Annotated in this window: 21 protein-coding genes and 1 tRNA gene; 14 read left to right on the forward strand and 8 right to left on the reverse strand. The window is 60.3% G+C overall.

The window, feature by feature from the left end; genetic code table 11:
• The first annotated feature begins 97 nt into the window (after positions 1-97).
• The 4 genes from JMN36_RS10780 to eutC all read left to right on the forward strand — a co-directional run bounded on the left by JMN36_RS10780 (position 98) and on the right by eutC (position 4,462).
• Positions 98-412, forward strand: coding sequence for a threonine dehydratase (locus JMN36_RS10780; RefSeq protein ID WP_081429366.1), 315 nt, complete (start codon positions 98-100; stop codon positions 410-412).
• Positions 413-813: 401 nt separating this feature from the next.
• Positions 814-2,298 (forward strand): ethanolamine permease, encoded by a 1,485-nt coding sequence (gene eat / locus JMN36_RS08660; RefSeq protein ID WP_204087845.1) that lies wholly within the window; start codon positions 814-816, stop codon positions 2,296-2,298.
• Positions 2,298-3,695 carry an ethanolamine ammonia-lyase subunit EutB gene (locus JMN36_RS08665; RefSeq protein WP_204087844.1) on the forward strand — a complete coding sequence of 466 codons (1,398 nt, stop codon included), beginning with the start codon at positions 2,298-2,300 and terminating at the stop codon, positions 3,693-3,695. The genes eat and JMN36_RS08665 overlap by 1 nt, the downstream gene beginning before the upstream one ends.
• The gene (gene eutC, locus JMN36_RS08670; RefSeq protein WP_221924233.1) at positions 3,692-4,462 is read left to right on the forward strand and encodes an ethanolamine ammonia-lyase subunit EutC; all 771 of its coding nucleotides are present in this window, start codon (positions 3,692-3,694) and stop codon (positions 4,460-4,462) included. The genes JMN36_RS08665 and eutC overlap by 4 nt, the downstream gene beginning before the upstream one ends.
• A gap of 13 nt (positions 4,463-4,475) precedes the next feature.
• Here eutC and JMN36_RS08675 read toward each other — a convergent pair whose 3' ends face one another.
• Positions 4,476-5,966 (reverse strand): NAD-dependent succinate-semialdehyde dehydrogenase, encoded by a 1,491-nt coding sequence (locus JMN36_RS08675; RefSeq protein ID WP_236881776.1) that lies wholly within the window; start codon positions 5,964-5,966, stop codon positions 4,476-4,478.
• A gap of 162 nt (positions 5,967-6,128) precedes the next feature.
• Here JMN36_RS08675 and JMN36_RS08680 point away from each other — a divergent pair, with 162 nt between their 5' ends.
• Positions 6,129-6,311 (forward strand): hypothetical protein, encoded by a 183-nt coding sequence (locus JMN36_RS08680; RefSeq protein ID WP_221924234.1) that lies wholly within the window; start codon positions 6,129-6,131, stop codon positions 6,309-6,311.
• Positions 6,312-6,375: 64 nt separating this feature from the next.
• Here JMN36_RS08680 and JMN36_RS08685 read toward each other — a convergent pair whose 3' ends face one another.
• The 3 genes from JMN36_RS08685 to JMN36_RS08695 all read right to left on the reverse strand — a co-directional run bounded on the left by JMN36_RS08685 (position 6,376) and on the right by JMN36_RS08695 (position 7,519).
• Positions 6,376-6,615 (reverse strand): hypothetical protein, encoded by a 240-nt coding sequence (locus JMN36_RS08685; protein ID WP_221924235.1) that lies wholly within the window; start codon positions 6,613-6,615, stop codon positions 6,376-6,378.
• 198 nt (positions 6,616-6,813) lie between these two features.
• A complete protein-coding gene (locus JMN36_RS08690; RefSeq protein WP_221924236.1) occupies positions 6,814-7,233 on the reverse strand; it encodes an MFS transporter in 420 nt (139 codons plus the stop codon).
• Positions 7,234-7,435: 202 nt separating this feature from the next.
• Positions 7,436-7,519: transfer RNA gene (locus JMN36_RS08695), tRNA-Leu, on the reverse strand.
• Between the two features lie 420 nt (positions 7,520-7,939).
• Here JMN36_RS08695 and JMN36_RS08700 point away from each other — a divergent pair.
• The 7 genes from JMN36_RS08700 to pknB all read left to right on the forward strand — a co-directional run bounded on the left by JMN36_RS08700 (position 7,940) and on the right by pknB (position 18,293).
• Positions 7,940-8,914, forward strand: a complete 975-nt coding sequence (locus tag JMN36_RS08700) for a DUF3662 and FHA domain-containing protein (RefSeq protein WP_221924237.1) — start codon at positions 7,940-7,942, stop codon at positions 8,912-8,914.
• Positions 8,915-9,163: 249 nt separating this feature from the next.
• Positions 9,164-9,664: an FHA domain-containing protein FhaB/FipA gene (locus tag JMN36_RS08705; protein WP_204087841.1), complete on the forward strand. Its 501-nt coding sequence runs from the start codon at positions 9,164-9,166 to the stop codon at positions 9,662-9,664.
• Between the two features lie 14 nt (positions 9,665-9,678).
• Positions 9,679-11,337 carry a PP2C family protein-serine/threonine phosphatase gene (locus JMN36_RS08710; RefSeq protein ID WP_221924238.1) on the forward strand — a complete coding sequence of 553 codons (1,659 nt, stop codon included), beginning with the start codon at positions 9,679-9,681 and terminating at the stop codon, positions 11,335-11,337.
• A complete protein-coding gene (locus tag JMN36_RS08715; protein WP_221924239.1) occupies positions 11,338-12,792 on the forward strand; it encodes an FtsW/RodA/SpoVE family cell cycle protein in 1,455 nt (484 codons plus the stop codon).
• Complete coding sequence (locus tag JMN36_RS08720) at positions 12,792-14,255, forward strand: penicillin-binding transpeptidase domain-containing protein (RefSeq protein WP_221924240.1); 1,464 nt, start codon at positions 12,792-12,794, stop codon at positions 14,253-14,255. The genes JMN36_RS08715 and JMN36_RS08720 overlap by 1 nt, the downstream gene beginning before the upstream one ends.
• Before the next feature lie 3 nt (positions 14,256-14,258).
• Positions 14,259-16,145 (forward strand): serine/threonine-protein kinase, encoded by a 1,887-nt coding sequence (locus JMN36_RS08725; RefSeq protein ID WP_221924241.1) that lies wholly within the window; start codon positions 14,259-14,261, stop codon positions 16,143-16,145.
• 3 nt (positions 16,146-16,148) lie between these two features.
• A complete protein-coding gene (gene pknB, locus JMN36_RS08730; RefSeq protein ID WP_221924242.1) occupies positions 16,149-18,293 on the forward strand; it encodes a Stk1 family PASTA domain-containing Ser/Thr kinase in 2,145 nt (714 codons plus the stop codon).
• A gap of 140 nt (positions 18,294-18,433) precedes the next feature.
• On the opposite strand, the gene JMN36_RS08735 is transcribed toward pknB, so the two are convergent.
• The 4 genes from JMN36_RS08735 to pheA form a co-directional block, all read right to left on the reverse strand.
• A complete protein-coding gene (locus JMN36_RS08735; RefSeq protein ID WP_204087835.1) occupies positions 18,434-18,898 on the reverse strand; it encodes a hypothetical protein in 465 nt (154 codons plus the stop codon).
• A 70-nt stretch (positions 18,899-18,968) separates the two neighbouring features.
• Entirely contained in the window at positions 18,969-19,637 is a 669-nt protein-coding gene (locus tag JMN36_RS08740) for an aminodeoxychorismate/anthranilate synthase component II (RefSeq protein ID WP_204087834.1), read from the reverse strand.
• Positions 19,638-19,709: 72 nt separating this feature from the next.
• On the reverse strand, positions 19,710-20,636 hold the full coding sequence (locus JMN36_RS11020) for a histidine phosphatase family protein (RefSeq protein WP_204087833.1): 927 nt from the start codon (positions 20,634-20,636) through the stop codon (positions 19,710-19,712).
• 90 nt (positions 20,637-20,726) lie between these two features.
• On the reverse strand, positions 20,727-21,878 hold the full coding sequence (gene pheA / locus JMN36_RS08750) for a prephenate dehydratase (protein WP_221924243.1): 1,152 nt from the start codon (positions 21,876-21,878) through the stop codon (positions 20,727-20,729).
• Positions 21,879-21,989: 111 nt separating this feature from the next.
• Here pheA and JMN36_RS08755 point away from each other — a divergent pair, with 111 nt between their 5' ends.
• Positions 21,990-23,429: an amidase gene (locus JMN36_RS08755; RefSeq protein WP_221924244.1), complete on the forward strand. Its 1,440-nt coding sequence runs from the start codon at positions 21,990-21,992 to the stop codon at positions 23,427-23,429.
• Positions 23,404-24,174: a CPBP family intramembrane glutamic endopeptidase gene (locus JMN36_RS08760; RefSeq protein WP_412728559.1), complete on the forward strand. Its 771-nt coding sequence runs from the start codon at positions 23,404-23,406 to the stop codon at positions 24,172-24,174. Before JMN36_RS08755 ends, JMN36_RS08760 begins: the two co-directional genes overlap by 26 nt.
• Positions 24,175-24,272: the final 98 nt, after the last annotated feature.

The raw sequence follows: 24,272 nt of genomic DNA on the forward strand, positions 1-24,272 counted from the left end.
ATTTTCCATACGCGGTGAATGTCGTTAAGATCGGAGTTGAGAGTAACGCGCGGAGTGTATCCGCAGCGTCGATAAACGCACAGGAAGGTTGCGCACTATGACTGCTGAGCACGTCATTCACGAGAATCACACCCACGAGCACGGTCCGGGTTGCGGGCACGTTGCCATCCCCCACGGTGACCACGTCGACTACGTACACGATGGTCACCTCCACCACAAGCACGAGGACCACTGGGACGAATGCACCACTGAGGGGCACACGATCCACGAGAACCACCCTCACGAGCACGGTCCGGGTTGCGGGCACGTTGCCATCCCCCACGGTGACCACGTCGACTACTTGCACGATGGTCACCTCCACCACAAGCATGAAGACCACTGGGATGAGTGTGGCCATCTGACCTGTAGCTAAAAAGCTGCACGAGGTACCGCAGGGTAAAACAACAAGAAAGAAGCGCCGTACCTTGCTCCCCAGCAGGTACGGCGCTCCTTTTGTCCCATTGCTCCCTCGAGGATCGAAATGAATCACCAAACTTTCAGATCATGAAAAGCGTGAGCCACTTTTCTGTGTTTACGTTCTCTGTTTCGCTTACGAGATTTAACCTACGAAGCCCACCTGAACGAACAACAAAACAAACCTGTGGAATCACTGTAAAAATCGCCGCTTTCTTGAGAACGCCGACCCCCGTCGCCGGGGTTCAAGTCCTCTAACACTCACCCCGTGTTACCCCGCCGTAACACAAACTCAGAAAAGCAACGCTTCCGCAACATGGCAGCAACGGGACAGAGAGAAAGCGCACCTACCGTCTCACTATGACCGCAACACTGGAGACCACTACACAGCCATCAGCCCGTTTGAAACAGGGTTCCTTCAACTGGGTTGTCCTGGCTGGACTCGGCGTATCGTTCGTCATTTCGGGGGACTTCGCCGGTTGGCAGTTCGGGCTCGGCTCGGGCGGCTGGGGTGGCCTTTTCTGCGCTCTCCTTATCGTTGCGGTGCTATATATGGGCATGTGCCTGGCTCTTGCGGAGCTATCGGCCGCCCTCCCCTCAGCGGGTGGCGGCCACCTGTTTGCGCAGGTAGCGGTGGGTGATTTCGCCGGTTTCATGACGGCGATCGCCATTTTGTTGGAGTATGTGCTGGCTCCCGCCGCCATCGCAACCTTCATCAGCAGTTATGTCGAATCCCTCCACATCCCGGGCGTTCCCGCAGGATGGCCCATTTATCTTTTCTGCTATGTCGCGGTTGTGGTTGTCCACCTGGCCGGCGCCGGCGAGGCTCTCAAAGCGATGTGCGTCGTCACCATCATTGCCGTCGCTGCACTGGTGCTGTACACCGTGGTGATGGCCCCGCACGTGCACATCAGCGCCTTCACCGATGGCTGGTCGGGAGCATCCGCGTCTCACCCTGCATCCGGTACGTCTGACCGTATTTCTCTTTTCGACGGCGGCCTCGCGGGAATTTGGGCGGCTATTCCTTTCGCCATGTGGTTCTTCCTGGCCATCGAGGGCGTTCCGATGGCTGCCGAAGAGGCGAAGGACCCGGCGCGATCGGTTCCGAAGGCAATCGTCGTCGCGATGATGATTCTGCTGGTGGCGGCTATCACGATGATGGTCGTGGGGCCGGGTGCCGCGGGCACTGGCGTGGTGGCGGAGTCCGGCAATCCGCTGGTGGCCGCCCTTGAGCGCGTCGGCGCGAACCACGCCGTTGTGGTGGCCATCAATTACGCGGCCTTGTTGGGCCTGGTGGCGTCGTTCTTTTCGATTATTTATGGCTATTCGCGACTGACGTTTTCGCTGTCCCGTGCCGGTTTACTTCCCGCTTTCTTATCGACGACGAACCGCCGCGGCGCTCCGACGTGGGCGTTGATTGTCCCCGCGTGCGTGGGTTTTGCGTTGACGCTGGTGGCGGATGGTGACGCCCTGATGTCTGTTGCTGTGTTTGGTGCGGTGGTGTCCTACGCATTGATGATGGTGGCGCATATTGTGTTGCGGGTGCGGCGTCCGGAGCTGCCACGGCCGTACCGGACGCCCGGTGGCGTCGTGACCTCGGGTGTTGCGTTGGTGTTGTCGCTGGGTGCGGTCGTGGCAACGTTCATGAATGCGCCGGTGCTCGCCGGATGTGCGTTGGGTGTGATGGCGCTGGCAGCCGTCGGGTATGCCGTGTGGGGCCGGAATACGTCGCCGGTAGATATTGCGCAGGAACGCGCTGCACGGAAACGTGCCGAGCAGGATCTGAAGGAACCCGTCCACACCCCACGCACGCCCACCACCCTCCAGGCCGAGGAGGTCCGCTAATGTTTTCCCAACACCTAGCTGGACACACGTACTCATTCGCTTCCTTAACCGAGGTCATGGCGAAGGCGTCACCGATCCGCTCGGGCGACCAACTAGCCGGATGCGCCGCGAATTCCGCGGCCGAGCGCGTCGCCGCCGCCATGGTTCTGGCGGACGTGGAGCTCAACGAGTTCATCCGTCGCCCGCTCATCGAAGACGCCGTCACAGACCTCATCCACCGAACGCACGACTCCGACGCGTTCCGCCCCCTCGCGCACATGACCGTGGGCGCATTCCGCGAATACCTCCTCGAGCAGGCCTATCGTGGCGCCAACATCTCCTCGTTGGCGTGGGGATTGACACCAGAGATGGCCGCCGCGGTCTCCAAGCTGATGAGCAATGGCGAACTGATCGCGGTCTCCGCCGCGTTAAGCGTCGTCACGAAATTTCGTACAACCCTGGGTTTACCTGGTCGTTTGTCGTCGCGGCTGCAGCCCAACCACCCCACCGACGACCCCACGGGTGTGGCAGCCAGTGTCCTCGACGGGCTGTTGTTCGGGTGCGGCGACGCGGTGGTGGGTATTAACCCGGCCGGCGATTCCCCCGAAGCGGTCCGTGACCTGCTGTTTCTGCTCGACGAGGTGCGGCGTCGGTACTCCATCCCCATGCAATCGAGCGTGCTCACACATATCTCGACGACGATTGACCTCATGGAGGCCGGCGCGCCCGTGGACCTGCCGTTTCAGTCGATTGCGGGGACGGAGGGAGCGCTGCGGTCCTTCGGTGTGTCGCTCGACATGCTAGCCGAGGCAGAGCAGGCCGCGAACGAATTGCGCCGAGGAACCGTCGGCACGAATGCTTTGTATTTTGAGACCGGTCAGGGATCGTGTTTGTCGGCGGGGGCGAATATCGGTGTCGATGGGCCGGTTGACCAGCAAACTTTGGAGGCTCGCGCGTACGGGGTGGCGCGCGCGTATCGGCCGCTACTGGTTAATACGGTGGTGGGGTTCATCGGGCCCGAATACCTATACGACGGTAAGCAAATTATCCGGGCGGGGCTGGAGGACAATTTCTGCGGGCGGCTCCTGGGCATTCAAATGGGGTGCGACGTGTGCTACACCAACCATGCCGAAACGGATAGCGACGATATGGACACGCTCCTGCACCTTCTGGCCGCAGCGAACACCGGTTTCGTCATCGCTGTTCCGGGTGCCGACGACATCATGCTGGGCTATCAGTCCCTATCCTTCCATGACATCGCGCAGGTCCGCGCCACCATGAGCAAACGGCCGGCGCCCGAATTCGAAGAGTGGTTGCACACAACCGGGGTTACAGACCAGGGCGGATTACTTGCCGACGAGGGCCCTGCGCCTGCGCTTTCGCCCGAGCATGCCATGGAATTGGGGTGGACATCATGACGAAACAGCTCGACGCGTGGGCGAGAGTCCGTGATCTCACCCCGGCGCGAATCGGGTTAGGGAGACACGGAGCGGCGCAACCGACCTCATCGAAGCTATCGTTCGCAGCAGCTCACGCGGCCGCACGCGATGCTGTTCATTCAGGTGGCACGGATGATTCGGGTGACGGGGCTGATTCCGGGCCTAAGAGCGGGCTTTCCTTCCTTGCCGACGCGCCGCTCGTGCGGTCACGCGCCGGGGACCGGTCCGAATATTTACGGCGCCCTGACCTGGGGCGACTCCCCAACAATGACGACCTAAAAAAACTGCCCACTCGTGAGGCCGGATGGGATGTGGGGATAGTCATGGCGGATGGTCTCTCCCCCGATGCCTTGTCCTACCACGGGAAAGCCACGGAAGAGGCCTTGCGAAACATACTTCACCGCATCTGCCCGGAGCTCTCCATTGCCCCCACCGTCAGAGCGGACCAAGCGCGGGTCGCGTTGGGCGATCACATTGCACACGCCATGAACATGCGCGTGGTTGTCCTCATTATCGGCGAGCGACCGGGGCTTTCGGTGCCATACTCGCTCGGCATGTACATCACGTATAACGCCTCACCAGGGACGACCGACGAGCGACGGAACTGCATTTCCAACATTCACCCGCCGGACGGGCTGAGTTATGACCACGCAGCATTCACTGCGGCCGATCTCATCTCGAAAATGATGGAACTCGGGAAATCGGGTGCGACTTTGAAAGCGACGCGGCACGCTATTCCCAGCTAACGAGTTCGCACCTCTACTCCGTCGGCATCGCGATATAGCGAACCTCCTGGTACTCCTCGATGCCGGCGTTTCCGCCTTCGCGCCCCAGGCCGGACTGCTTCACGCCGCCGAATGGGGCCGCAGCGTTGGACAACACTCCCACATTCAACCCGGCCATTCCAGCTTCGAGGTCCTCCGAGAACCGCAGCGCACGCTGGACATTCGTCGTAAATAAATAGGATGACAATCCATATTCGGTGTCATTGGCTAACTCAAGTGCCTGGCTTTCCGTAGAGAATGTCGTAATCGGGGCGACGGGTCCGAAAATTTCCTCACCGAATACTCGCGCATCGGTTGGAACGGGGTACAGAACCGTCGGCTTATAGAAATAGCCCTTGCCTTCGAGGGGCTCGCCGCCGCAGAGCACTTTCGCGCCCTTCTCTTTAGCATCATCAACTAATGCGGCCACGTTATCCAGGGCTTTCTTCTCAATCAGAGGGCCACACGTCGTGCCCTCATCCAACCCATTTCCGCACGTCAGGTCACCCATCGCCTCGGCCAGCTTCTTCGAGAACTCCTCGGCCACGGACTCATGCACAATAAATCGGTTCGCAGCCGTGCAGGCCTCCCCCATGTTCCGCATCTTTGCAGCCATCGCGCCTTCAACCGCCTTGTCCAGATCCGCGTCGTCAAAAACGACAAACGGAGCGTTGCCACCCAGCTCCATCGAGGTTCGCAACACATTCTTCGAGGCAGCTTCGAGCAGGTGCTTTCCGACGCCCGTCGAACCGGTGAAGGACATCTTGCGCAACCGCGAATCATCCATGATCGGCTCAGACACTGACGACGCCGATTTCGACGGAACCACATTGACGACGCCATCAGGCACGCCGGCCTGACGCAGCAGCTCAATGAAGTACAGCGAGGTGAGGGGCGTCAGGCGCGCGGGCTTCAACACGACGGTGCAGCCGGCAGCCAGCGCCGGGCCGATTTTGCGGGTGCCCATCGCGAGCGGGAAATTCCACGGGGTAATGAGGAAACATGGACCCACGGGGCGGCGGGAGACCAGGAACCGTAGAGTGCCTTCCGGGCTCGTGGAATATTGACCGCCGATGCGGTTCGCTTCCTCGGAGAACCAGCGGAGGAACTCCCCGCCATAAGTCACCTCACCGCGGGATTCCGCGAGGGGCTTACCCATTTCGAGTGTCATCAACGTGGCTAATTCCTCAGAGTTCTCTTGAACCAGGTCAAACGCCTTTTTCAGGATTGAGCTGCGCTCACGGGACGACGTATGCGACCACTCGTATTGAGCATCGGATGCCGCGTCAAGAGCTTTAATGGCATCATCGCCCGTTGCGCTAGCCACGGTTGCGATGACCTCACCGGTGGCAGGATTCTCCACATCAAACGTCTCTGAGCTAGACGAATTAACCCACTTCCCATTAATAAACAACTGGGTTGGGGTTTCCTCGATAAGATTTTTCGGATCAATAGACACAACGACGCCTTTCAGATTGATTGTCACAGGTCGGTTGACTGTCACATGTAGGGATAACTGCCAGGGTAATCCCCGTTACACTTTTACGTCGGGAAAGCGGAACAGCGGAGAAAACACTGCTCCAGCGGAATCAGAGGAGGTATTATTACAACGATTGTCACTACGCCGGCACATTGGAGATAAAAAATAATGACAATACACGTCCATGCAACAGTTGAGCCGGATGGAGAATGGTGGCTTGTCACCATCCCTAAGTACGACATTTTCGGTCAGGCAAATCGACGTGAAGATGCGGAAGCCGTTGCAAAAGAAATCGCCGCATTGTGGTTTGATACCGAAGAAGAAAACATCGAAGTCACCCTCGACAACTAAAAGCACAAGGAGCGAACCCCCGTTTTCTCATCTTTCGCCATCGGCTTTCTTATAGGGTGGGAACTTATAACGGGGGAATATCGCCATTGTCATTTCTAGCCGCCAAACTTGGCTCGCGGGGAAGAAATGCCATCCCAATTTGAGTTGCCGCGGAAACAGCAAGCATGAGAAACGTCGTAAAGGCCATGCCCAGTTGGCTGGATACTCCCAAGCCTTTCATGCTGAGTGGGATGACGGACTGGAAAAGCCCGTTTGTACCGTAGGCAACACCAATGGCGACGGCGAACGGAATGAAAGCGGCCACGAGATTCTTCGGAACACCGATCTGAACTTTTAGTCTTAGCCTTCCCCGGTTATCGAGAGTCTCGGTGATTAATAACACCAACGCACCGGCTACAAGCGTCAGAATTCCATAAATGATGAAAGGAATTCTTAGGGGTAACCCCGAATGTAAGGCAATGAACGCGCCAAATAACGGGCCGAGTGCCAAACTCAAAGATGTTTAAATCGTGCTCAAAAGGGTACCCAAGGCAGGAGATATCGCCTCCTGCAAAGCCGCCGTAAACGCACCAGTGCATAACCCCACCGATAACCCGGATAGCGTGCAGGCAATACACAAACCAGGGAAATTAGTTGTCAGTGTAAAGGTCGCACTCGAGGCCAGCGAGAGCACAATACACGTCAAAATAACTGGTTTTCTTCCCACAGTGTCAGAAACGTGGCCAAACAATAAGGCAATAACCACACCGATGACACAAAAAGAAAAGAAGACGACGGTTGAGCTGGAACCCAGCCCCCAATCCCGCTGATATATCGAATACAGCCCCGACGGAATCATCGAGCCGAGTACGACCATCGTCATTCCGTACGACAGTGCTACGCCGTCATAAAGTCGTCGCACTGTACCGTTCATCGCGCTCATATGCCGACTCCCTCACCTATCATCAACCCACGTCGATCAAGCCCTACTCCGTCCTCCAGCATGAAGTTAGGTTTCTTTAGGGAACACTGTATCTAAGGAATCAACGACGGTGAGGGAAAACTGGAAGAATGCGAAAGTCCCCGTCGGCTGCAACCCTTTGCAGGATCACAACCAACGGGGACTAACACTCACAATGAAGTTGTGGGCGAAGGGGGACTTGAACCCCCACGTCCGTAAAGGACACTGGCACCTGAAGCCAGCGCGTCTGCCATTCCGCCACTCGCCCGAAACAACGCACGTCAGCTTAGCACGACGCCCCACGTCGAAAACAAAAGAGCAGGTCACAGGCTTACAAAAGTTCACAGACTAGTCCGCAAACTCACCGAAAACACCTCTATACCTCTTAATATGTCGGCTTCATATCTCATACATTCCTTATTCATATCGCACACAATCCTGTCGATAGTGATCGAACTAGACGAAAAACCTGGACGTAGTACGCTGCTCTCCTATGTATTTACGAAAGAAATTCGTATAATGACCTGAACTTCTCTCAAATGGCATAGCGTAGAGAACAACACGGTCACATCAAGAACGATCGCAGATCAGGGAAGAACCGCGGCTGACCGCACACTGTTTGCCATCAGCCGCACATGAGTGCAGCCCTGGATTTTCGCGCGATGCCAAGAAAGGTGTCCCAGTTCATATGGATATGCTCGGGCGTTTCCGAAAGCTCGATAGCTCCCTGCAACGCGGCATGGATAATGGATTCGCGCGCGTCTTCGGCGGGTCCGTCGTCCCTGCCGAAATTGAGGAACTCTTGAAGCAAGAGGCCGAGGATTCCTTGGTTTATGGACCCCACGGCACTCTATATGCCCCCGACCGGTACGTCGTTTACCTCGCAGCAAAAGACTTAGACAAAATTAACGACGCCGATCCGGACCTGAACTTCGACCTCTCTGACCTGCTTGGACGCTTCATCCGCAACGAAGGATGGCGCACGTACGAAGCCGTCACTGTGGACCTCAAAAGCGACAAAGGCCTGCACACCGGCCAGCTCAAGTGCCACTCCTCTGTGTCGGAGCACCAGGATGCGCGGCCAGTGAGCCCGCCCACCGAGGTCTACGCATCACACCACAACAACTCCGCCGACCAGGAGCAACCGGGGCAGGCCGGACAGCCAGAAGGGCAATCCGGCTACCCTCATAGCGTCGACTATGACAGCTACCGCCATGCACAAGCGTGGTCCGAAGTTGCCGACGCCGCCGACACTGCTAACCCCGCCCCTGGAACAGGGCACGTCTCCCCCGCCGATGCCGCTGCAGCGCCGAATGCGCAGGACAACGGCGGTTATGTCCCGGGGCAGACGTCGGTAGGCGAACAAGCGGCCGTCACCCTCTTACTTCAAGACGGGTCCTCCCGGACATACCACGTACACGAAGGAACAAATATCATCGGGCGTGGTAACCAGGTGGATTTCCGCCTCCCCGATACCGGCGTTTCGCGGCGACACGCCGAACTCGTGTGGGACGGGAAGGAGGCCGTCCTGGTGGACCTGCACTCCACCAACGGCACCACCGTCAACGACACCCCGATCGACAACTGGCTGCTGGCCGACGGAGACGTCATCACCGTCGGACACTCTTATATAGAGGTGCGAATCAACACGCCTCAGAAGTAGGCCCACGGACGTAAAGCGGGAGTGCGAACTGAGAAGCCCGCGGTGTGAGAGTGACGTCGAAAAGCTTTACCGCACCTCTACGAACACGGGCTTTATGCTGCGGGGTTGGCGCGCGGGTACACCAAAGAAGGTAAAGTAGGGCACGACTTGAATCGGTGGGGTGTCCAGGTGTGCCTGTAAGCTCACTATCCAGCTGGCACACATGGAGCCACGACCGATGCTGCTGCACAACCAAGGAGGATGCCCACCATGCAAAGCACGGTGTTGTTTCTCGTTAAACTAGCCATCCTCATCCTGCTCTGGCTCTTTATCGCGCTTACCCTGCGCGCCCTCAAACGGGATTCGGCTACACCCTCAGCCACCGTGCTCGCGGCACCCGCCGTAGCGGCGCCCCAAGGCGGGCCTGACCCCACCGTCGCCCCCAACTCCGACGGCAGACGGAACCAGCGAAATAAGGCCCCGCTCTCGGAACTAGTCGTGACCAACGGGCCCCAGAGAGGACAAACGATCGACCTGACGTCGCAATCCGAAGTGTTCGTCGGACGGGCATCATCATGCACACTTGTCCTCAGCGACGACTACGCTTCATCCCGTCACGCACGGTTCATCCAGAACGGGAACGACTGGTTCGTGGAAGACCTAGAATCGCGCAACGGGACATACCTCAACGAGCAACGCATCGACCAGCTAGAAACCCTCACCCGCGGAGATGCCATCCGCGTCGGCCGAACCACACTGCACGTGCAGTAGGAAGGGATCATTAGATGACATATGCCCTGACCTACGCGGCCGCATCGCACGTAGGACTGATCCGCGGAAATAACGAAGACTCGGCCTACGCCGGCCCCCACCTGCTGGCACTGGCCGATGGCATGGGTGGACATGCGGCGGGAGAAATAGCCTCCCAGCTCATGATTTCCCACATCGCCCACGTCGACGATGTTGGACCTGGCGACGACATGTGCGGACAGCTGGCCGACGCGATGGCCGAAGGCAACGCCGCGATCGCCAACCAAATCGACATCAACCCCGCCACCGAAGGCATGGGGTGCACCCTCGACGCCTTCTTCTTCAACGACGACACCCTCGCCATCTGCCACGTTGGCGACTCACGCGGATACCTCTACCGCGGCGGGCAACTAGAGCAAATCACCAAAGACGACACCTACGTCCAATCCCTTGTCGACGAAGGCCAGCTGGCACCCGAAGACGTTTCCAACCACCCGCAGCGCTCCCTCATCCTGAAGGCGCTGACAGGCCGGCCCGTGGAGCCCACCCTGATGCTTCGCGATGTCCGCCCCGGCGACCGCTATCTCCTGTGCTCCGACGGCCTCTCCGACCCCGTCAGCCACGACACCATCGCGGATATCGTCTCCCGCGGCACGCTCGAACAAGCTGCCGAGCGCCTTATCGACCTCGCCCTCCGCAGCGGCGGGCCCGATAACGTCACCGTCGTCCTCGGAGAAATCGTCGACACCAGCGACGACGACTACGCCCCGGCCGCGCCCCTCCTCGTCGGCGCGCTCGATCCGGAGCAGACCGACGTCGCCCGGCCTGATACCGCAGCCGGCCGTGCCGTCGGCATGAAGCTCATACAACAGAACAAAGAAGCCCAGGCACAACGAAATCCTGGGGGGCGGTCCGGATCGCAACCGGCGTCGCCCGACAACGGGAAATCCGCCGACAACGGAGGAGCGCAGGCACCGCGGGGTGACCTCGCTGATCCTGCAAGTGGCACGGGGAACCGCGCTGATTCTGTCCACGGTTCAGCCGTCGCCGGAGGACACGGCCATAATCACGAAAAACACAACAAGAAAAAAGGACGTCGCATCGGTCTCACGGTGGGCGTCATTGTTCTTGTCCTCGCCGTCATCATCGGTGCCGGCGGATGGTGGGCGAAGAAAACGCTAGATAACCGCTATTACATCGCCACCGACAACAACGAACTCGTCGTCTATAAAGGTGCCGACGAAACTATCCTTGGGAAAACACTCCACAGCACGTACCAACGCGCATGTTTGGATGCCAAGGGCAACCTCACGCTGCTGGACGCGAACTCCACTAAGAAATGCCACCGCTTCCAGCTGACCGATCTTCCGCCATCGACGCGGACCAACGTGGACAATCTGCCATCGGGGGACTACAACGACGTCCAAACGCAAATGGAGCGGCTAGCTAAGCAAGCGCTCCCTGTATGCGTGACCCGCGAATCGTCGCACGGAAACGCCGATAATCCCGACGCAGCACGCGACGACCGCAGTGGCGAGCCACATGCGCCCTCCGACGCAGCCACCAGCGGCGAACCCGCACCCGGCGCCCCCAGCACTGGGGAATCCGCAGCCAACAACGCCTCGGGAGATACCGCCAACGGGCAACCCGGCGACCTCACCACACCTGGTGACACATGCCGGGAGGTGAAATAAATGACCTATTCACACCCATCGACGGCAGGGAACGCCGTCGCGTACCCAGCGACAACAACCGGGCAGGCAACGGACAACACGGGCCCCATTGCGCAGCCCAAACGGCCGCGGCGCTGGATCGAGCTCGGGCTGCTGCTGGCTGTTACCGCGATCCTCGCTTTGGCGGTTATTGCCGTCGAAATCGCGGCTAACCACCCGCTGACCACGGATGTTGCCTACCTCCTCGGCGGGTTCATCATCATCTTCACCGTCGCCCACCTCGTGATCCTGTGGAAAGCGCCCTACTCCGACCAGATCATGCTTCCCGTCGCGGCGCTGCTCAACGCCATCGGCCTCGTCATGATCTACCGGCTGGACCTGGCCACGGGGAATAACCTTGTCCGCTCACAGATCATGTGGACAGTAATCGGTGTGGCCATGATGGTCGCCGTCATCGTTGGGCTTCGCGACCACCGGTCCCTCCAGGACTACTCGTTCCTGCTCGGTATCGCAGGGCTGATCTTCATGGCCGTACCGATGGTGTGGCCCACCAGCCTTAACGCGGACGCCAACGTGTGGGTACAGATCGGGCCGTTCTCTATCCAGCCCGGCGAGTTCTCAAAGATCCTGCTCTTGCTGTTCTTCGCCTCACTCCTCACCACAAAGCGAGCGCTGTTCAACGTCGCGGGCACTAAATTCCTGGGAATGAGATTCCCGCGGCTGCGTGACCTCGGCCCCATCCTCGTCGTGTGGGGAATCGCCCTCGTCATCATGGCGGGCGAAAACGACTTCGGCCCAGCGCTCCTCCTCTTCGGAACCGTGCTCGGTATGCTCTATATCGCCACCTCGCGGCCGTCGTGGATCATTATCGGGCTCGGGCTGGCCGCCATTGGGGCCGTCGGGATTTACAACATCTCCGCCAAGATCCAGACACGCGTTGATAACTTCATCGACCCCATCAGCCACTACAACGAAGGCGGATACCAGCTCTCGCAAGCGCTCTTCGGCCTGTCGTGGGGTGGGATCACCGGCACCGGACTCGGACGCGGATACCCCGAAGAGGTGCCGGTCGCGCACTCCGACTTCATCCTCGCAGCTATTGGTGAGGAACTCGGCCTCGTGGGGCTCTCCGCGCTCATCGTTCTCTACGCCATCTTCGTCACCAGAGGCATGAAAACAGCGCTCAAGACACGCGACACCTACGGCAAACTCGTCGCCTCTGGGCTCTCGCTCACCATCGCGATCCAAGTGTTCGTCGTCGTCGGCGGGATTTCACGACTACTGCCAATGACGGGACTGACGACGCCATTCGTCGCACACGGCGGATCGTCGCTCCTTGCCAACTACATGCTGCTGGCCATCATCCTGCGCATTTCCAATTCCGCGCGACAACCAGCTAGCGTTAGCGGGTCAGCCGCGACACCGAACCGTAAAACCAACCAGCAAGCCAGCACCAACCAGAAGGAGGCACAATAGTGAACCGGTCCATCCGCGCAGTCACCATCTTCTGCCTCCTCCTCGTTGTCGCCATGGTGGCCAACCTCACCTGGATCCAAGGGTTCCAGACCGACCACCTGGCCAAGAACTCGCTTGACCGTCGCCAGTACTACGACATGAAGTCACGCCAACGCGGACAAATCAGCGCCGGGAGAGAAATTCTGGCGCACTCCGTCAAAGGCGCCAATGACATGTACAACCGCGAATACGTCAGCGACCCCGACGCGTTCGGGCCCGTCGAGGGCTACCTCTCTGACCGCTATGGGACAGCGGGCATCGAGGCCAGCCAGAACAACATCCTCAACGGCACCGACGATTCGCTGTTCACTAAACGGTTCACCGACACCCTCACTGGTAAGGAAACCCAGGGTGCCAACGTCGAGCTCACCATCGACCCCAAGACACAGCGCGTCGCCTATGACGCCATGACCAGCCGCGGATACACCGGTGCAGTCGTTGCGCTCCGCCCCTCCACTGGTGAGGTGCTCGCGCTGGCCTCCACACCTGGCTACGACCCTCGCAGTATCGTGACCCCCAATGCTGAGGAAGCACAACAAAACTGGGCCGCCCTCAACAACAACCCGGAATCGCCACTGCTCAACCACGCCACGCAGCAAACACTCCCGCCCGGATCGACGTTCAAGCTCATCACCACGGCTGCTGCCATGGAGAAGAACAACGTCAACGCCAACACCACGGTCACCGCGGAACCACAGATTACGCTGCCGGATAGCTACACGACCATGGAGAACTACGACGGCGAGCGCTGCGGGAGTGGCTCCGTGACGACGCTGTCCACCGCGTTCACTCTGTCCTGTAACACGGCGTTTGCCCAGCTCGGGATGGCTGCGGGGACCGAACAGTTCAAGAAGACCGCCAAAGCCTTCGGCGTGGGTGAGAGCGTGGATGGCTTCGGGCTGCCCGTCCAGACGTCCACCGTCGGCGAGATCGCTGACCAACCGTCGCTGGCGCAGTCCTCCATCGGACAGCGCGACGTGTCCATCACACCGTTGCAGGACGCCATTATCGCCGCCACCATTGCCAACAAAGGCAAGAGGATGAAGCCGTACCTGATCAAACAGATCACCGACTCCAGCCTCAAGCCCATCAAGACCACGAAACCTGAACAAGTCAATACCGCGGTCAACGAAGACATCGCGAACCGCATCACGCAGCTCATGATCGGATCCGAAAAGGGCACCAGCGGGTACGCCGGCGCCGACATCGCATCCAAGACCGGTACCGCCGAACACGGCGAAAACTCACGGTCCTCCAAACCACACGCCTGGTACGTCGCCTTCGGGCCCTCCCAGAACGCCGACGTCGCCGTGGCCGTCGTCGTCGAAAATGGTGGTGACCGAGGACAAGCAGCAACGGGCGGATCCGTCGCAGCCCCCATCGGCCGCGCCGTCATCGCCCAGGCACTCAAGGACGGGGTGTAAAACATGACCAATGACAACGATCTCCAACCGGATCGATCAGACATTGAGCGCGTTCAACGCCTCGTAGGAACCCACTACCGCCTCAACTGGATCATCGGCCGAGGCGGCATGTCCACCGTGTGGCTCGCCACCGACAACGACACCGGCGACCCCGTCGCCATCAAAGTCCTCAAGCCCGAGTACACCGACAACACCGAGTTCCGCGAACGCTTCCGGAACGAAGCCAACGCGTCATCGCTCATCGATAGCCCCAATGTCGTTCACACCCACGCCTACCGCGAAGTCCTCGATGCCGGGCTGACTTTCTGCTTCATCATCATGGAATACGTGCGTGGCGAATCGCTTGCCGACGTCCTCGCGCGCGAAAAGAAACTTCCCGAAAAACTTGCGCTCGACGTGCTGCAACAAAGCGCGCTCGGGCTGCAGGCCATTCACGCTGCCGGCATGGTTCACCGTGATATCAAGCCCGGCAACCTGCTCATCACACCCGACGGCACCGTCAAGGTCGCGGACTTCGGCATCGCCAAAGCCGCCGAAGCGGTGCCGCTCACGCGGACCGGCATGGTGGTGGGCACCGCGCAATACGTCTCCCCTGAACAAGCCCAGGGGATGAAAGTGGGGCCTGCCAGCGATATTTACTCGCTCGGTGTCGTCGGCTATGAAATGCTGACCGGTCAGCGGCCCTTCCGTGGCGACTCCACCGTGTCCGTCGCCATCGCGCATATCAACACGACGCCGCCTGCCCTGCCTGAGAGCATCGGCCGGAACACTCGCGAGCTCATTGCGACTGCGCTGCGTAAAGACCCTCGCGCGCGCTACGCCAATGGTGCCGAACTCACCATGGCGGTCGCCCATGTTCGCAACGGCGACATGCCGCCACTGCCTGAAACACTTCATCAACAGATCAACCAAGACGGCATGGTCACCCCTGGCGGGCCTGACGCTCCGACCGCGATGTTCACCACTAACGGGGAACCTCAGCCGACTGCGCAATTCGTCTCGCCGACGGCGCCGGGCGAATCCATTGCGCAGGTCACGGAACAACCTCAAACTCCTGCGCCCAAGGTCCAAGGGCCAGCACCGCACCCCGGCGGCACCGTCCACCCGTCCCTCGGCGGAGCGGCGACCAACCGTGGACCCTCGGATAGGACACGAGTCAGCCCTGCAGCACAGCAGAACGCTGCAGCTCCCGGCGCGGCAGCGGCCGCTACCCAACGTCCTGGTGGTGCGCCTAACCGTGCCCAAAGCCCTGCCCGGAACACCAACAAAGGCGCGGCCCCTAACAAGAACAACAACTCCAAGGCCACGCGGTGGCTCTGGACGCTCATTGGGCTCCTCGTCCTCATCGTCGTCGCTATTGGTGCATGGTTGGCTTTCGGTGTTCACCGCGATGGCGGACGCGACGAAACTGGCGAAACAGTAACCAGCGTCATCACCACCGTCGTCCCTGGTGAGAACGACGACAATGACACCGCACCAGCGGAGACCTACCAGCCACCGCAGCGGACCAATACTGAACAACAAACCAACCCCGGCACTGAGACCCGACCCGTCCAGCCGACCGAAACCGGGGACCAGGGTACGAACGACACTCCTGGTACCGACAACGACACCACAGGCGGAAACGGAAACAACGGGACCACCGACGGCAACTCCGGGAACACCAACACCGGCGGGAATAACTCCAACGGAGGCACCAACACCGGATCCGGGAACGCAGGAAACAACGGCAGCCGCGGAAACAACAACGGTGGTAACAGCGGATCCGGCAACACCAACCAACAAAACTCCGCCATCAACGGAGGAAGCGGAACAGGAGGGACCACCGGGCAAGGCCACAGCTCCCACAACGGAACCAGTAACGGAAATAGCGCTCGGAGCGGGGTCTAAACGATGGATTCAAACACCCTACTAGGGGGCCGATACACACTTTCCGAAATCATCGGCACAGGAGGAATGTCCGACGTTTACGCCGGCACCGACACCCTCCTCGGACGCGACGTCGCCGTGAAAATGATGCGGCCCGACCTCGCGCGCGACACCACGTTCCTCGAACGATTCCGTCGCGAAGCGCTCAACGCCGCCAAGCTCAACCACCACGCCATCGTCGCCGTCTACGACACCGGGCAGACAAGCGAAGCTGACGGCTCCGTCCCCTACATCGTCATGGAACGCGTCCGCGGACGCACCCTCCGCGACATCATCCGCGAGGACGGGCCCCTCGATCCCGAGTATGCCGCCACCGTCATGGCCGACGTCGCCGACGCACTCCACTTCTCCCACGAAGCGGGCATCGTCCACCGCGATATCAAGCCCGCCAACATCATGATTACGGCCACCGGGTCCGTGAAAGTCATGGACTTCGGTATCGCGCGGGCGCTTGGCGACGCGACGTCCTCCATGACGCAGACCGCGGCCGTCATCGGCACCGCGCAATACCTCTCTCCTGAGCAGGCGCGCGGGCACTCCGCCGACCCACGATCCGACATCTACGCCAGCGGGTGCGTACTCTACGAACTGATCACGGGACAGCCGCCCTTCCAGGGCGAATCGCCGTTCTCCGTCGCGTACCAACACGTGCAAAGCACACCGGTACCGCCGTCGCACGTCGACGGCATCAGCCTCGATCCGACCACCGCCACCAACGTCGACGCCGTGATCATGACAGCGATGGCCAAGGACCCGGCCGACCGCTATGACGATGCCGCCGATTTCGCCGACGATCTTCGACGCCTGGCTAACCACCGCACACCGCTGGCTGCACAGCATCGGACTAACCCGTACAGCCCGATGCCGCATCAGAACGATCCCAGCGATGTCGCGACCACCGTCATGCCCGCTGCAGGGGCTGCTGGTACCGCGGGAGCTGCCGGCGTCGCGGCTGGGAGCGGCGCGCACAGTGCGGCCACCCAAGGTGCCCACGCAGCGCAACCTAACTCGTTAGACGCCCCCGACCAAGCGCAAGGAGCACATGCGGCTGTCGCACCTGCAGGAAGCGACACCGCTACGCGGAACTCCGGCGGCAGACACGCCAGCAAGCACTCCGAGCAGGGAGAAAAGAAACGCAGCACACTATCCACATGGATACGGATCATCTGGACGCTCGTTATCCTCGCCGTCCTCGGGATCGGCGGTGCCATCGCATGGTCCTACTACCACGACAACACCACGAGCAGCAGCCTCCCCCACGTCGAGAATAACGACAACAAAAAGATAAGCATCCCCGACGTTCGGAACCTCACCGAGGACGACGCGATCGCCAAGCTCGAAGACGCCGGATTCAAGGTGAAAACGTGGGAAGCGTCTAATGCCGACGTCGAAAAGGGCCATGTCATTGACACGAGCCCGGCAGCGGGATCGCAAGTGCCCAAGGGCACCCAGGTCACGCTCACCATTTCCACTGGAAAAGAGCAAACCGACGTACCGAACCTCACGGGGAAGGACACGCAAGAGGCTTCGCAGCTGCTCCAAGAAGCCGGGCTTGTGCTCGACCAAACGGTGAAAGAGGCGCCATCGGACAGCGTGGCCTCCGGCCGGATTATCGAGCAAACACCGGCGTCGGGTTCCCACGTCGCCAAGGGCAGTAGTGTGACTATCACGGTGTCCACCGGGCCCGAACGCGTCCGGGTGCCCGTCGTCACTGGTCAATCGATCGACGACGCACGCGGCAACCTCGAAGGTGCCGGGTTCAAGGTGACGGTCACCGAAGTCGATTCCACCCGCCCCGAAGGCACGGTGCTCCGCACCGCCAACGAAGGCAATCAGATGCCCAAGGGAGCAACGATCGAGCTTCAGGTCTCCCGCGGTAACCAGCTGACGATGCCTAACCTGGTCGGGCAAAGCACGAGCCAGGCGCTATCCGCCTTGCGCTCGGCCGGATGGACCGGTGGGACCGCTCGGCTGACCACACACGATCAAAAGACGAACGATCTCACTAAGATCAACGAGATCATGACTCAGTCGATCCCCGCTGGTCAGGCCGTCGACAAAGACTCGACGATCGATGTCGGTGTCGGCTCGTTCAGCCTCCTGCCCTAGAAGCGGGAGGTCGGGGAGACTACAAGCGGCTAGTTGATGAATTAGTACACACCACATGTACGGTTCACCAACTCACTAAAAACCGCAGCCCCGGGCACAACAAAGCGCCCGGGGCTGCGGTTTTGATTTCTATTCGTCGATTAAACCAAGGCCTCCAGGTTTTTTAATTCCGGTTGCTGGAGGTCGAGCTCCTCAACATCCCACTTCTTGGTAGAGTCCAGAGCTTCCACGACTTGAGCCATATCAATGCTGTCGTGAAGTTCGTTCATATCCAATTGCCAAAGAGTTTTAGCGTCGTGCGTTGAAACGACAAGCACGCACAACTTGATACTCTCGGGCTCCCTAGCAGGCAGACAAATGGGAACAATGACATGTTCCTCGCCAGTCTCAAAGTGGCGGCTAGCAGCCTCTCGTATGTCGGAAGCCGAAGTGTTTCCAAGTGCCGGAACGATGACAGGCATAGTCTCAACGCCCAACCACTCCATTAGGCGAATACGCTCACCGGTTTGGTTAAGAAAAGAGCGGAAGAGCTGTGCAACAGCCATGTGAGAACGAAAGTTACGCTTTTGCTCCTCAGTCTCATTCTTCTTGGTGTTCGGCGCCACGCCCAGAAATTCTAATTCAGACTTAGATTTCTCAGGAAGACCCCTTCATACGTAGCCACTTTCACGCGACCTACAGCCCCGACAAGACAGCGTTGTGCCGATTCTCCAGCTCACGCACGCGTTCCTCGTCGACAGGAAAACCAGCGCACCCCATCCAATTCGCCACAATCCGGTGGCCGCAGCTCGTCATGATCGACTCCGGGTGGAACTGCACACCATGCAAAGGCAGCGACACATGCCGCATGGACATCACCATCCCCGAATCCGACCGGCCGGTCACCACCAACTCGTCCGGCAACGACGCCTCATCCACCGTCAACGAGTGGTATCGCGTCACCGTCACCGGATCCGGCAAACCCCGCATCACGCCAGAACCGTCATGCCACACCGGCGATGTCTTCCCGTGCAACAACTCATCCGCACGGACCACCGAACCACCCAAAGCCTCGGCCAACGCCTGATGCCCCAAACACACACCCAGCATCGGCACCTCATGGCGGATACATGCCTTGATCAGCGGAATCGACTGACCTGCCGCCGACGGAGTTCCGGGCCCCGGCGAAATCAACACCCCGTCGAAACGCTGAACTACCGACCGGCCCGCAGCCTGATCCTCCGTAGAATCCACCAAACGGTCGTCGTCGTTACGCCACACCGTGCACGTCTCTCCCAGCTGCCCGATGTACTGCACAAGGTTGTACACAAAACTGTCATAATTATCGACGACGAGAATCCGCATACCGGCAATACTAACGGCACACCGAACTCGCAGCGTAGCTACCTCGCTATCACTGGCCCCTGTTACCGCCGGTTACTGAGCAGACCCCTTGAGCCGGACACGTTCACCCGGCAACCACGCCCACTGCTTCACCCGCCACGAACCGCACGACTGGTCAACATCTGAATACGACGCCGCAGCCAGATCCAACGATGCTGGGGAATCCAACACAATCCACCGGCAATTCGACACATAGCCGTCCTGCACGAAATGGGCCTCCACGCCAGCCAGCTGACCTGCAATAAAGCGCATCACCGACCCGTGAACAACCACAATAAGATCACTGGGTGTACTCGTATCCGACTCCACCGCACCAGAAACAAGGAGCGGCAGCATCGGGGTAATGCCCTCCAGGAAGCGACGGCGCGTTTCCCATCCGGACTGTCCGCCGGGCATACGCATATCCATCTTTCCCGATGACCACTGCAACTGGGTGTAGCGATACGTGTGTATCGACTCCATGTCGGTGTTCATTTCCAGATCACCGGCGGTGACCTCGGTCAAACCAGGGATTGCCGTTGGCACAGTGGGATTATCCGGCTCGGCCGTGATGGGGGCGGTCATCACCCCATCTGGCGACGGCGACGCGGTATATACCGACGCGCCCTGGTTCACCATCCCCTGCGCGGCAAAACGGGCGGTTTTCCTGGCGCGGAGTGCTTCCGAACTGATAATGACCGGCCGCGGTGAGCCCGCTGACTCGTTCCCGTGCTGCGCCTCGCCTGCTCCGGAGAGGGTGCCGTCGGCAACGATTCGCTCACCACCGGTAAAAGCCTGCTCAACGCCCATTGATGTTAAATCGGCGCCAGGCACAGCGGTATCGAGAGCGGTGATGAGGTTGGACGTCGTCTGCCCGTGGCGGAAGAGAATCAGCCGTCCGCGGGACGCGCCCTGCTGCTTCTCCTCCGATGCATGGCCGTGTGATGTGCCACTGTTGACTGTTGTACCCACGCTATTCACCTGTTTTCCTCCAGCCGTTTGTCATCATTCTGTACTCGCTGTACCCGCTCACAGCGTGCCTCTGTGCCGACGGTCCAGCGTTGTATCGCTTTACCACAGGACATCGGTCTCCGGGGCGGTCCCTTCCGCGCGATGAGCAACCCACTCCTGCGCGGTAAACCACTCAGCGGGAGTTGCCGTCGACGGTTTATCCGGGCTCATGGTGGACGACGGAGCCGCAGCATCGGACGTCGTCGCCCCGTGGGGCCCGTCGTCCATCGGCCATGACCCGAGGAAGCGCAGCACCTGGACCGTTCTGTGCAAATGCTGCAAAGCCGTCGCCACATGAGGATCAGAAATATGCCCGCTCATGTCCATATAAAAGCGGTATTCTCCCAGCGCTTTCCGTGTCGGGCGAGACTCGATGCGCGTTAAATCCACGCCATTCGACGAGACCACCGTCAGCGTACGAGCCAGCGCGCCCGGCTCATTGCGGACGTTAAAGACGACCGACGTGCGATCACGACCCGTGTGAGCAGTAGGTTTACCCGGCTTACCCACCAACACGAAGCGAGTCTGCGCGCCGGTCACATCGGCAACGCCATCGGCTAGTGAGTACAAGCCATACAGCTGCCCGGCGCGGGCAGGCGCTGCGGCGGCGTCGACCTCTCCTCGGGCGACCATCTCTGCAGCTGCGGCATTGGATCGGGCAGCAACGAACTCGGCCGGCGGGAGGTGGTGATCAATCCACGATGTCACTTGGGGACGGGCGACGGGGTGCGCGCTCCAAGTGGTGATGCCCTGAGGGCGGGTGCCCGGCCGGACGAGGATAGAGAAGGCGATCGGGATGGCGATTTCACGATAGATCTGTAGCGGGTGCGATCCTGCGAGCGCATCGAAAGTCCTGGTAACAGGGCCTTCAACTGAGCTTTCAATGGCAACGCACGCCCAATCGGCGCGGCCACGAATAACAGCGTCAACAGCGTGTTGAGGCGAGTCGACGGGGAGCGGAACTATTCGGTGACCGTGTGCGGTGATGGGCTCGGTGGCTTTCACGCCGCTGCTTTCTGGCCCAGCAGCCCCCGTCCTTGCGCCCTGGGGCGGCGTGTCGCACCACCCACGGCCGGCGAATTCCAGCATGGCCATTTCCGTAAACGTCCCTGAGGGTCCGAGAAATGCGACGACGGGAATGTCCCGCTCGGATGTCTCGGGTGTGTGACTGGTTTGATTCGTTCCCACGCTTTTTGACTGCTCGCTACTCATTCCACCTGCCTATGTCGTGTTCTCTTCAACCCTAAACCACCGGGAATCAAGAATCAGATAGACAAGGTGGTGGTGGCGCAACCGTATCCGCCTCCCCGTAGGCTGTCAGGTATGGATTTCCACGACGTGCTGGACGCCCCTTTGGCCGATATCCTCGCTATGGTGCGCGGTGGGCGTCGTCGCGTCGGAACTCAGGAGGCCGGTACACCTTTTGACCAGCATAGTCGTGACCAGCATCTTTCCCCGGACGTGCTGGCGGGCCTCGCGCGGGACTGTGTGCAGACCGCCCGGGAGTCAACCGGGCTAAGCACACAAGAGCTGGGTTTTGCCCTGGACGAGATTCCCGTGACGTACCCGAGCGCTCAGCGCAGTAGCGGCCCATTCGCCGGCTTACCTATTCCGATTAAGGATTTGCTCCCTGTGCGGGGGATTCCCTGCACGCAAGGTTCGGCCGACCGAGTGTCGGTGCCGGAGAAGAATGACCCCGTGGCGGATGCATTATTGGGCGCGGGCGCCACCATTTTCGGAGCGTCGGCGACCTCTGAGCTGGGCTTATCGTGTTATACGGAACCGACTCATCTTCCGGCGGTCGTTAATCCGGCCTTGCCCGAGCGCACGCCGGGTGGCTCGTCGGGCGGGGCGGCGGCGCTGGTTGCGCGCGGTATCGTCCCGGTGGCGCATGGGAGCGATGGCGGCGGCTCGATCCGCGTCCCCGCCGCTTGTTGCGGGATCGTCGGATTTAAGCCTCCGCACGATCCAACCGATGGGCAGCTGCGCGCGGATGGTTTTCTGGCGCGCACTGTTGCGGATGTCGCGGTGGCGTCGTCGTTAATTACTTTTCCTGGGCAACCGCGGGTGACTCGGACCCAGTGGGTTCCGGGGACGCCGAATATGAGTGTTCCTTCTCGACGTCTGCGTGTGGGAATTTTGACGAAACCGCTGCATAGTGTGGGGCACACTGCGTCGAGCCCTGCGCCCCGTCCGACGTCGAATTCCATGATGACAGGCGCTCTTCGGATTGCTGCCGATCGCGTGAGGGCGGCGGGCCATGATGTTGTTCCCGTGACCAGCCCATATCCACCGGAGACGATTGAGCTTCTGCGCATCGTGCTGGCGTACCGGTGCAGAAATCTAGATGGCGCGTTGTCCCCGCTGAGCACGTATTTTCGTGACCTGGGCGCGACGATCACGGCCGAGCAGTATGAAGAGACGCTGACCAGGCTTCGGGAGCTTCCTGATCTGGTGCTCGGCCAATGGTCTGATATGGCGAATGTGGATCTGGTACTGAACCCGACTATCGCGTATCCGCCGCCGCCCGTAGGCACGTTTGCAGCCTTGCCCCCCGAGGAGGATTTTGCGGCCCAAACCGCGTGGACCCCGTGGTGTACGTTGTGGAACTTGACGGGCTGGGCTGGGCTTTCGGTTCCTGTCGTAACGACGGCGATTGACGGCCCGTGGCACGGGTGGCCGGTGAGTGTGCACGTGGGCGCTGTGGGGGATCGTGTGTCGCCGTGGGAGGTTCTTGGTGTCGGGCTTATCGTCGAAAAGTAGTGCCACCGCGACGCTGCGCTGGGAAATTGTCATTGTTCTGGCCGTGACATTTGGGATGTCGGGGCTGCGGGCAACGCTGCGCCTGGTGGAGGCGCTGGTATCGCCGACGCCGTTGAAGGGCCAGACCGCCCAGTTGAATCCTTCGCAGGCGCCAGCGGCGTGGCTCGATGTGTCGCTGCAGGTGTTGTCGGCGGGGACCTTGGTCGCCTGGGGCGCGCTAGCTGTGTATATGTTGTGGGTCCATCCCGTGACGACGAATCCTCTGCGGTTTTTGCGGTGGTCCGGACTGTCCGACGTGTGGCACGGGCTGGCGGCCGCTGCGGCGATTGGCCTGCCCGGGCTGTGCTTTTATGCCGTGGCTCGCGCGTGGGGCTTGTCGACGACGGTTGATCCTGCGGCGGGGGTCCGCGCCTGGTGGTCGTACGTGTTGCTAGTCATTTCCGCGTGCGCGACGGCCTGGGCCGAGGAAGTGGTCGTCGTGGGATGGCTGCAAACCCGCTTGGCCCAGTGTGGTGTGTCGGGGGCGCCACGCGTGGTGGTGTCGGCCCTGTTGAGAGGTCTGTATCACGTGTACCAGGGCCCGAGCGCGGGCGTGGGGAACGCGATCATGGGCCTGGTTTTTGGGACGTATTTCGAACGCACAGGCCGTGTGTGGGCGCTGGTGATTGCTCACGCGGTTATTGACTGCGTGGCTTTTGTGGGCGCGGCGCTGTTAGCCGGCCATCTGCCGTGGCTGGGGCTGTAGATAATGTGCCCTACAAGGCCGTGTAACTCTAGCCCCACGCGTTTCGATATACTCAACGCTTGGTTTCACCTGTAGCTGCGTCACCTGCATATCCGCGG

Origin of the sequence: Corynebacterium pseudokroppenstedtii, assembly GCF_019754945.1 — a bacterium.
In the GTDB taxonomy this organism is placed as follows: Bacteria; Actinomycetota; Actinomycetes; order Mycobacteriales; family Mycobacteriaceae; genus Corynebacterium; species Corynebacterium pseudokroppenstedtii.

What these genes read in the sequence shown, in the direction of transcription:
- JMN36_RS08755 (WP_221924244.1), top strand. Translation starts at nt 21,990, where the DNA reads ATGGATTTCCACGACGTGCTGGACGCCCCTTTGGCCGATATCCTCGCT.
- JMN36_RS08725 (WP_221924241.1), top strand. Translation starts at nt 14,259, where the DNA reads ATGACCAATGACAACGATCTCCAACCGGATCGATCAGACATTGAGCGC.
- JMN36_RS08705 (WP_204087841.1), top strand. Translation starts at nt 9,164, where the DNA reads ATGCAAAGCACGGTGTTGTTTCTCGTTAAACTAGCCATCCTCATCCTG.
- JMN36_RS08690 (WP_221924236.1), bottom strand. Translation starts at nt 7,233, where the DNA reads ATGAGCGCGATGAACGGTACAGTGCGACGACTTTATGACGGCGTAGCA.
- JMN36_RS08680 (WP_221924234.1), top strand. Translation starts at nt 6,129, where the DNA reads ATGACAATACACGTCCATGCAACAGTTGAGCCGGATGGAGAATGGTGG.
- eat (WP_204087845.1), top strand. Translation starts at nt 814, where the DNA reads ATGACCGCAACACTGGAGACCACTACACAGCCATCAGCCCGTTTGAAA.
- pknB (WP_221924242.1), top strand. Translation starts at nt 16,149, where the DNA reads ATGGATTCAAACACCCTACTAGGGGGCCGATACACACTTTCCGAAATC.
- pheA (WP_221924243.1), bottom strand. Translation starts at nt 21,878, where the DNA reads ATGAGTAGCGAGCAGTCAAAAAGCGTGGGAACGAATCAAACCAGTCAC.
- JMN36_RS08665 (WP_204087844.1), top strand. Translation starts at nt 2,298, where the DNA reads ATGTTTTCCCAACACCTAGCTGGACACACGTACTCATTCGCTTCCTTA.
- JMN36_RS08740 (WP_204087834.1), bottom strand. Translation starts at nt 19,637, where the DNA reads ATGCGGATTCTCGTCGTCGATAATTATGACAGTTTTGTGTACAACCTT.
- eutC (WP_221924233.1), top strand. Translation starts at nt 3,692, where the DNA reads ATGACGAAACAGCTCGACGCGTGGGCGAGAGTCCGTGATCTCACCCCG.
- JMN36_RS08710 (WP_221924238.1), top strand. Translation starts at nt 9,679, where the DNA reads ATGACATATGCCCTGACCTACGCGGCCGCATCGCACGTAGGACTGATC.
- JMN36_RS08715 (WP_221924239.1), top strand. Translation starts at nt 11,338, where the DNA reads ATGACCTATTCACACCCATCGACGGCAGGGAACGCCGTCGCGTACCCA.
- JMN36_RS08700 (WP_221924237.1), top strand. Translation starts at nt 7,940, where the DNA reads ATGGATATGCTCGGGCGTTTCCGAAAGCTCGATAGCTCCCTGCAACGC.
- JMN36_RS10780 (WP_081429366.1), top strand. Translation starts at nt 98, where the DNA reads ATGACTGCTGAGCACGTCATTCACGAGAATCACACCCACGAGCACGGT.